Annotated in this window: 8 protein-coding genes; 6 read left to right on the top strand and 2 right to left on the bottom strand. The window is 48.0% G+C overall.

Going from position 1 to position 8,260, the window contains the following annotated elements:
* The 3 genes from AC2VLY_RS15505 to AC2VLY_RS15495 form a co-directional block, all read left to right on the top strand.
* Positions 1–2,460, top strand: a 2,460-nt coding sequence (locus AC2VLY_RS15505) for a VirB4 family type IV secretion system protein (RefSeq protein ID WP_486922585.1), incomplete at its 5' end; no start/stop codon positions are given.
* Complete coding sequence (locus AC2VLY_RS15500) at positions 2,432–3,337, top strand: coiled-coil domain-containing protein (protein ID WP_319609545.1); 906 nt, start codon at positions 2,432–2,434, stop codon at positions 3,335–3,337. The genes AC2VLY_RS15505 and AC2VLY_RS15500, both read left to right, overlap by 29 nt.
* Positions 3,334–4,503, top strand: a complete 1,170-nt coding sequence (locus AC2VLY_RS15495) for a type IV secretion system protein (RefSeq protein WP_319609544.1) — start codon at positions 3,334–3,336, stop codon at positions 4,501–4,503. The genes AC2VLY_RS15500 and AC2VLY_RS15495 overlap by 4 nt, the downstream gene beginning before the upstream one ends.
* A gap of 335 nt (positions 4,504–4,838) precedes the next feature.
* Here AC2VLY_RS15495 and AC2VLY_RS15490 read toward each other — a convergent pair whose 3' ends face one another.
* Entirely contained in the window at positions 4,839–5,345 is a 507-nt protein-coding gene (locus tag AC2VLY_RS15490) for a hypothetical protein (protein ID WP_142086199.1), read from the bottom strand.
* Between the two features lie 252 nt (positions 5,346–5,597).
* Here AC2VLY_RS15490 and AC2VLY_RS15485 point away from each other — a divergent pair, with 252 nt between their 5' ends.
* On the top strand, positions 5,598–6,122 hold the full coding sequence (locus tag AC2VLY_RS15485) for a hypothetical protein (protein ID WP_142086200.1): 525 nt from the start codon (positions 5,598–5,600) through the stop codon (positions 6,120–6,122).
* A 226-nt stretch (positions 6,123–6,348) separates the two neighbouring features.
* On the opposite strand, the gene AC2VLY_RS15480 is transcribed toward AC2VLY_RS15485, so the two are convergent.
* Positions 6,349–6,744 carry a hypothetical protein gene (locus AC2VLY_RS15480; protein ID WP_142086202.1) on the bottom strand — a complete coding sequence of 132 codons (396 nt, stop codon included), beginning with the start codon at positions 6,742–6,744 and terminating at the stop codon, positions 6,349–6,351.
* A 388-nt stretch (positions 6,745–7,132) separates the two neighbouring features.
* Between AC2VLY_RS15480 and AC2VLY_RS15475 the strand changes: the two genes are divergently transcribed.
* Together AC2VLY_RS15475 and AC2VLY_RS15470 are read left to right on the top strand one after the other, a co-directional pair.
* A complete protein-coding gene (locus AC2VLY_RS15475; RefSeq protein WP_142086204.1) occupies positions 7,133–7,816 on the top strand; it encodes a VirB8 family type IV secretion system protein in 684 nt (227 codons plus the stop codon).
* Positions 7,817–7,831: 15 nt separating this feature from the next.
* On the top strand, positions 7,832–8,260 hold a 429-nt coding region (locus AC2VLY_RS15470), incomplete at its 3' end, for a TrbG/VirB9 family P-type conjugative transfer protein (RefSeq protein ID WP_486893015.1).

Raw genomic sequence — 8,260 nt, 5'->3', positions numbered from 1 at the left:
CATTCACTGGCAGAGATTATCCCCTGGCTGGCCCCGTGGGACCATCAAACGGTGCTGTGCAAAGATCGGGGGTTGCTCGCGGTTGTGGAGTATTTCTCCAAGGACTACGACGGCATTTCACCTGAAGAGGTCAATGTCAATGCGGAGGCCATGGAGCGCATGCTCATGAAGCTCCGGCGCGATGATATTTATCTTTGGTTTACTCACACCCGACGCAAAGAAAGCATCCCGGTTCCAGAAACCGGAGAGACTGTGGCCGATGCTATTGCTCATAGCTACTACGAACATTTCACAAGCAAAAATCATTACCGTCATCGCCATTTTCTGTCGGTTCTGGTCCTGCCACCCTCTGGTCCTGGGAAATTTGTGGAAACCTTTAAAGCGGCCTATCAAAAGCATCCCAGCGTCATCGCCAGCATGGCCACCACCTTCAAGACCAGCCTGGGTTTTAAAGCGATGGATGCCGCTTTGGGTGAGCATTTGGAAAACCAGTCCATGCAACTGGAAAAAATCGTGCATCTCATGGAGAACAGCGTCACCGCTATGGGAAGCTTCAAACGCTTGCAGGAAAAGGACTTGTGGGGTTTTCTGAATCAGATGGTCACGCCCACAGAACCCGATCCCCGCCCTATCGCTTTACCCCGATATGCCTTGCTGGATAGTTATTTGGGGATGGACACCCTGCAGGTCACGGAAGATGCCCTGCATTTTTCCGGCCCGACACAGACCAAGGATGTAGCGGTGTTCTCCATTAAGGGCGAACCCGAGGCTTACCCGGAACATACCCAGCCGGGCATGCTGGATGTGCTGTATCAGGTGGATGCGGAATGGACACTCAGTTTTGCCTTGCGTATGACGGACGTCAATGCGGCGAAAAATTACATGAAAAAATTCCGCAGTTTTTACAACAACACCCGAAAAAACATTCTCTCTGCTGCCGGTGAGGCCATCACCGAACAAGAGACGGAAAATATTAACGACGATGCGGATGTGCGCTCCGGGCAAACCAGTCAGGCCATTAAGAGTTTTGCCACCGGCAACGCCCTTGCTGCCTATACCAATATCTCCATTTTGGTGTACGGCGATAAAACGTCTCCGCTCAACGAACAGGTGGATGAGGTCTACAAGGCCCTCACCGAGAAGGAATTCACGCCCCTACGCGAACACATCCATGCCCTTTCGGCCTGGGCCGGAACACTCCCCGGGCAATGGGCACTTCCGGTACGCTGGATATTTTTGACCGGTAGCCCCATTGCAGATTTGATTCCTGTCCACGGCATCTATACCGGGCGCCCGCAAAACGATTACCTCAGCGAGCAACTCAACACCCCGATCCCGGCACTGGCTAAATTTGAAACCAAAGAACAAGCCACCTTTGATTTTAATTTCCATGTCGCGGATCTGGGGCATACCTTGGTCGCCGGCCCCAGCCGCTCCGGTAAATCCGCCTTCGTCAATTTCCTGATTAGCCAGTGGATGCGTTACCCACGGTCCCGGGTTTTTGTTTTTGATAAAGATCAAAGCAACCTGATTACCTGCCTGCAAAATGGCGGGGTGTACATGGATTATGCCAGCGAGGAAGGGATGCCCCTCAACCCCATCCAGAATCTCGAAACCGCCAGCGATGTAGAGTGGTTGGGCCAATGGCTGGAGCAATTACTGTCCACCAAAGAACCCCTCAACAGTGAGGAAAGCATTGAACTGGCGGCCTGCGTACAACGCATGATGGCCGTACCCGAAGAATTCCGGCGCTTGAGCGTATTGGGGGAACACTTTACCGGCCCCCAGGCCCCTGCCCTGCGCAACCGTCTGGCCATCTGGACAACGGGGATATGGGCCAAGTTCTTTTCCGCGAAAGAGGACAAATTCCAGCTTTCCCGATATACGACCATTGCGATGGATGAGGTCACGAATATGGAGCTCAAAGCGCCCGCGCGGGCTTTTTTGAGCTATATATTTCACCGCATCGAAAAATCACTGGATGGCAGCCCAACTCTGATCTATCTGGAGGAATCCTGGTTTGCTTTTGAAGACCCGGTTTTCTCAGACCGCTTAAAACAGTGGCTGAAACGATTGGCAAAGAAAAACGTTATTGTCGTCATGGCTACACAGTCTGCATTCGAGAGCCAGAACAGTGCATCTTTTTCGTCAATTATTGATAATGTCCCGACGCTGATTCTCTTACCACATCCCAAAGCTTCTACGTTCAAGGACTTTTATCGGAAGAATTTTCAGATTGACCCTTACCAGGTAGAAGAGCTTCAGAAATTAACGCCAAAAAGGGACTATTATGTCATCCAAAACGGTATTCCCAAGGTGATACAATCTACTTTCGATCGGGAAACACTGGCTTATTTGCGTTCAGATTCGGCGGCCAGGGATATATTTAAACGGTGGCAAAAATCCGGAGACCCGGAGTGGAGAGCACGATATGTTCAAGAAGCGCAACGTCTTGGCTAAATCACTACGTCGGGCCTTATGGGCGGCTGGGTTTGTTGGGATCAATTTGATCCCGGGCACAGCGAATGCCACATCCATCATCGGCGCAACCCTTCCGGAACAGATCGTCCAGGAAGTGACCCAATTGCAAACCTATGCCAAGGATGTCACTACCGCCTTATCTTCGGTGCAAACGCAGATCAATACGCTCAACGGATACATGACCGATTTGCAGAATCTGGCCACATTACCGTCTCGGGAGATCTCCAAAATAACCACACCTATCCAGCAAATGGAATACAATTATGAGGAGGTGATGGGGCTCAAAAATGAATACGAAGATCTCTATGGGAACCTCGCCAATATCCAGCAAACCGTCGAGCAGCAGAATCTGGATATCCTGAACTCTTCCCTCACACCGGAAGACTATCTGAACACGGTGGAAACCGCACAAACCAACACAGCGGCGCAAACTCGGGCGACACTTCAGGAAGCCGCCAACTCCATGCGGGCTGTGGATAAACTGGCGCCAGAGATTGAGGCGCAATCCAATGAAGCAAGCGCCATAGATGGGAACACCAGTGGACAGGTGGAAATGGCGAAGGAGCTGAATACCATTGAGCAGCAAAATCAGATTTTATTGCAGGATATTAATAGCGCGCAGATGGCGGCCAGCAAACGGCGCGCGCTGAGCGAGAATGAGGAACAAGTAGCCAATGTCAACAGTAAAATTTCATACAAATCCAATCTAGACGCAATTAATTCAGCAAACAATGGTCTTGCAGCCATACCCAATGAAGTCCAACAAGGTGAAGCAGCTATGCGAACCTATAATGACTGCCTGGAAAATGGTGGCAATTTTATCACTTGCGATAAAACTGGAGATAATAATTCATGACAACAACTACTTACAAAAAAATTATTCTATCATTATTTTCGATAATGATGTTTTTTTTCTCTATTCAATCTTATGCAGAAACTTATGAGTGTGCGCAAAATCCTGAATTACCACAATGTCAGAAATCAATGAAAAAAGAAATATTAATCATCGAAAACAAGGGGAAAAGTGCGGCAGACAGTACATACGTCAAAAATGATTTAAAAAATATATCCATCCCAAAATCCACCATTTTTGTTTCTCTGATTGAAAACATCATGAAAGATGGTGATACTATGGCGAACCGGTATATTGGCACGGCAGAATATACTACTGCGATACTCGGTGGAATCGCACTGGTCTGGTTGGGCATTATGATCATGCTCTCCCAAGCCGATATCTGGCATATGGGTCTACGCCCTTTGTTTTCATTATTGTTCACGGTAGGTTTCACATTTTGGCTACTTAAGGATTACGACAACCTGACAAATGCAGTGATTATTGGATTTAAATACGCGGCTGGTGTCCTCATTGGTGCAAAAGGTAACCAGGAAGTCTTTATCCAACTCTTTTATGGATTTGGCGCAAATTTCATCTCCATGATGAAAGAAATGATATCGGTCCTAGATGTACCATTCCCTGGAGGTCTTATCGGAGATATTACACATTTCTTTAGCATCGTATGGAACCTTTTACTGGACGTGGTTGTTATTGGTATTTCAGGCGGAATTTTCATATTATTAATGGTTATATTTGTTGTTATTTATCTTGGCTATCAAATAGTTGCAGGTATAGCCATAGCTGTAGGTCCTGTGTTTATTCCGTTTTTGGTTTTGCCAGTTACAAGACCACTATTCGAAGGATGGTTAAAGATGCTGATCATGAGTGGCATTTACCTCATGGTGAGTACGGTTATCGTTGGTTTTATGGAAACGGCTATGGGTTCTTACTTTTCCAGTATGACCTCTCAAACAGGCCATGGGGGCCATGCCGTGCTCAGCGTGATAGCATCTGGCAGCATCAATTTTGTTGTGGTTATAGAACTTATCATCCTGGAAATAGTTGCTGTTTTTGCTCTTCTGAAAACGCACGAGTTTGCACACGCTATAGGTGGCAGCGTCAGCATCAGCGGTATGAATGGCGCAAACTTTGCTGTGAACATGGCTAAGAAGGCTGCGGGCGGTTAAAATTTAGTGTCTCTGGTCATCAAATAAAGTGGGTACCAGTACACCGGCGCTTGTCAAAACCAAAGCCCCATCCCATAGTGTTAGTCTTGGGCGGCATTGTTCACCTACGCTGAAATACGAGGGAAATGATGGAAAATTTTATAAATCATATGAAAAACAGGAAAGACATACGATGTGTTTCCAATGCGTTGCACACTAGATTGAAATTCCCTTATCCAGAACGTATTAATGAAGTGCATATAGACGAAGAGGGAAAAACCATACCAGGGATCATTCTTTGGAATATTGTTTCTTTGGTCCAGGATTTCCCTAATCTGTTTATCATAGGGGGGTTCCTACTGATATTCGGGACGATCGCCTCTTTTCTGTGAAAATTGTTTTGGTTCAAAGACCTCGCCGCACCGCTCACACACAAAAAGGCGGCTCCAGTCCTGCATCTTTCTTTCTGTGTCCCTGTTCTTCTGAACTGAAACCAAAAAAATGATAAACGGCAACACGAACAGACAAAACAAACCGAACCCCCCTGACAACAAAATCGAGAAATTCGACCCAATAGAGAGACCAATCAGTACGGCAAAGCAATACAAAGGTACTCCAATCAGAAACGTCAAAAAAGTCCTCATAAACGGCCTGACCTTTTTGGGTGGTTCAAAGCGTTCTGCAAAAAGCGAAGTATTCCGGCCCCGTGATACTGCACCTCCTACACCAACGATAGGACCGACCATAGAGAGCGCCACTCCACCGCCCAGGGTTTTATTCCGAGTTTTTTGTACCCCCATTTCATAGGCCAGAGATGCTCTACGCACTTCCTGGCTTCCGCAAGTTGGACATTCTAATGCCATAGTTCAAGCTCCTTACTTATTCATCCCTACTACTCAAACAGAATAACACGAAAAAAAGGCACTTAATAAAACCAAAAGTAGGATTGGCCCATGCCAAGCTAAGCACTCCAAGCTCTCTCGACTTTCTTCGAGGGTGACCGTCCAGGGCGTTACACTGGAAATTTTCGCAAGCAGGTCGCTCCTGTTTGCCTTCCCAATCGGGACTATCCTCCCGATTGGGAGATAGTTCCTCCTTTCGAAAGGAGTGTAATTATGGCAATGGTATCTATTGGTGTTATGGGTATTGTTTTAGGACTCGTCTTTTGGGCGGGAGTGTTTTTAACTATACGCGGATTTATATCTGCGAAAAAAACTGGTCATGAAGCCAGCATCGCAAAGGCTCATGCTGAAATCACCCGCCTCAAGGCGGAACAAGCCGGCGTACAACCGGCCGCACCAGCCCCTGCTCCCAAGGCAGGTCCGTCCAAGGCTGCTACCGCTGCGAAAGCAGTAGGTAAGGCCGCCGCTTGGACTGCTCCACGCCTTGTTGCTGGGACTGCAGTCGTTAGCAAGGCCTCCGTCAAGGGAGCCAAAGCAACCATCGTTCAAGTGAGCAAATGGAAAAAGGCCAAAGCAGCGGCGAAAGCCCCTGTGCAGCCTGCCGAAACCCCTGCCTCTGGCGGTAATGTGTTGACGCCTGAACAGGAAAAAACCATGACCGAAACCCCCGCATTTATGCGCGCTGGCAAGGTCATCAACCTCGCAGAACAACGCGATTCTCGCCACACGCTGCACTAAGCAGTCGTGTGAGAGAAAGGGGCTTCGGCCCCTTTTTTTGTCCCGCAAAAACGATCAAGAGAACAAATTGATCCCGCGATTACCAATCTGCCCTCGCATGCAGCCGCATTCTTCAAACACCAAGCAGTCTTCACACAGCATTTTGTTAACGTCAAAAAGCACAGGTCCATTGCGCTTTATCACATCCAAACGCAGCATTAGTGGATAGCCTTTGAGCAATAGGGAATTATCCTGATTTTTTATCTCCAGTTTTATCGCAGCTAGCAAAATTACCACCATTTTCAAGGCAATTATTATATGCACGCATCTGTGCTTCGCCTTGCTGTGCCTCTTTCGGCAAGGCTGCTATTCCTTTATCTATGGATTTGATTGTATTCAGATATGATTGATGTTCTTTTTGGCTAATGATGTTGGATGCTGCCCTTTCAGCTTGCGTACAAGACTTACTATGCATTTGGGTGTCAAGGGATTGGCCTGCACACCATTTGTTTTCTGCGCGCATGTCCGCTGTATGCTTCTCGTACCATTTTTCACTGTGCCCGCCGTCAGGTCCGTTGTTGGCACATCCGGCAAGAGCCAGAACCGTAAAGATGGCGGCGATATGAGCAATTTTTACATTCATGTTGATTCAATCTCCTTGTTTCGTGCCTTGATGAACCCCAAACAATAGCCGTACATGACAATAACTTCTCTGCTTTGGCTGGTCATTATGCGATCATTCTACCATGCTTAGAAACGACCTCTTGTTGGCTCCTGGATCTGTAGCAAACAAAGCGCGCCCAGAGCACACTCTGCATTCACGCCGTCACCAGCATGGACAAAACGATATCGGTTATATACAAAAAACCGATCAAGAGATCAAATTGATCCCGCAAAACGCGGCTATTCACTGCAAATACCCTACTGCATCAGAAATAACGCGAAAAATACCCGCTTTATTACACACCATTTGACTGGACATCCCCCTATATTGGCTCATCAGCAATTTTCATCCAATACAGGGGCCGATTTTGGCGAAAGAACCGGAGAACATCCCAGCGACACACCGCACCGAAGCGGTTAAAGGCTTATGGTATGAAGCCTATGGCAAACCCATCGTAGAAAGAAATCGCATGTTCGTGCTCTTTTTACTGATTCTGCTGGCTTTTATCTCCCTCAGTTGGACCATCATCTTACTGATTCCCCGACATGTGGATGTGCCCTGGACAGTGCCTGTCAATCCCAAAACCGGCGAACCCATCAGCCGCCCGATTGAAATTACCCGAGCCTACACCCCATCCCAACTGCAGATTCAGTATTTCGCGGCGAAATGGTTGCGGGATCTTTTTACCATCAACCCTGCCCTGACCATGAAATACATCACCCATGATTATTTGCAAACCACGCACGATGGCACTAAAGAAATCAAACAATGGGAGCATGTCCATCAGCCCATCGCCCGCATGGAAGCCCATCCCGGATTCTACGCGACGGCCTCCATTCTCAGTACCAGCTTCATGGGTAACGGCAACCTGTTTATTCGTGTCCAGCAAAACCTCCATCACCACAGCGGCAATAATACGGTACGACTCTGGAATTGCACCCTTTCCTACACGCTGATTCCGCCAACTACGGTTTCGCAAGCCTATCAGGATCCTATCGGCTTTTATGTCGATGAATTTGTCTGCACCCGCAGCCTTCAAAACCCGTCGTAAGAGGAAAACATGATTATGCGCCATTCTCTTTTCGCTTCTCGCAAAACCCCTGCCGCCGCGCGGAAACCGAGCAGAATCGGTACCCGTTTACTGGTACTGACAGCGCTGTCACTGGGCACCATACCCATCGCCTACGCACAAGGGGCTATTCCTATCTTTTCACCCGACAGCCGCCATGTCGTGCATTTCGATTACAGTCCGCAGGATGTGTTCCATATCAAAACACAACCGCACATGGTCACCGACTTGCGGCTGAGCCCTGGTGAGGTCATGGAAATGCTTATCCTGGGAAATACCAAACAATGGATTTCCGCCGATGCACCGGGGAATGTTTTTCTGAAACCCACCCAACCCGGGCTGACGACATCCGGTACCCTGGTCACCAATCTGCGTACCTACCAACTGCTCATTACGTCTTCCAATAACCAGAACTGGTATCAACAA

Source organism: Acidithiobacillus sp. TH-A36 (genome assembly GCF_057473445.1).
The sequence above is the reverse complement of the archived record's forward strand: the minus strand, read 5'-3'. Positions and strand labels throughout refer to the sequence as shown.

Excerpts from the sequence above, each read along its gene's own strand:
- AC2VLY_RS15500 (WP_319609545.1), top strand. The coding sequence starts at position 2,432 with ATGTTCAAGAAGCGCAACGTCTTGGCTAAATCACTACGTCGGGCCTTA.
- AC2VLY_RS15495 (WP_319609544.1), top strand. The coding sequence starts at position 3,334 with ATGACAACAACTACTTACAAAAAAATTATTCTATCATTATTTTCGATA.
- AC2VLY_RS15490 (WP_142086199.1), bottom strand. The coding sequence starts at position 5,345 with ATGGCATTAGAATGTCCAACTTGCGGAAGCCAGGAAGTGCGTAGAGCA.
- AC2VLY_RS15485 (WP_142086200.1), top strand. The coding sequence starts at position 5,598 with ATGGCAATGGTATCTATTGGTGTTATGGGTATTGTTTTAGGACTCGTC.
- AC2VLY_RS15480 (WP_142086202.1), bottom strand. The coding sequence starts at position 6,744 with ATGAATGTAAAAATTGCTCATATCGCCGCCATCTTTACGGTTCTGGCT.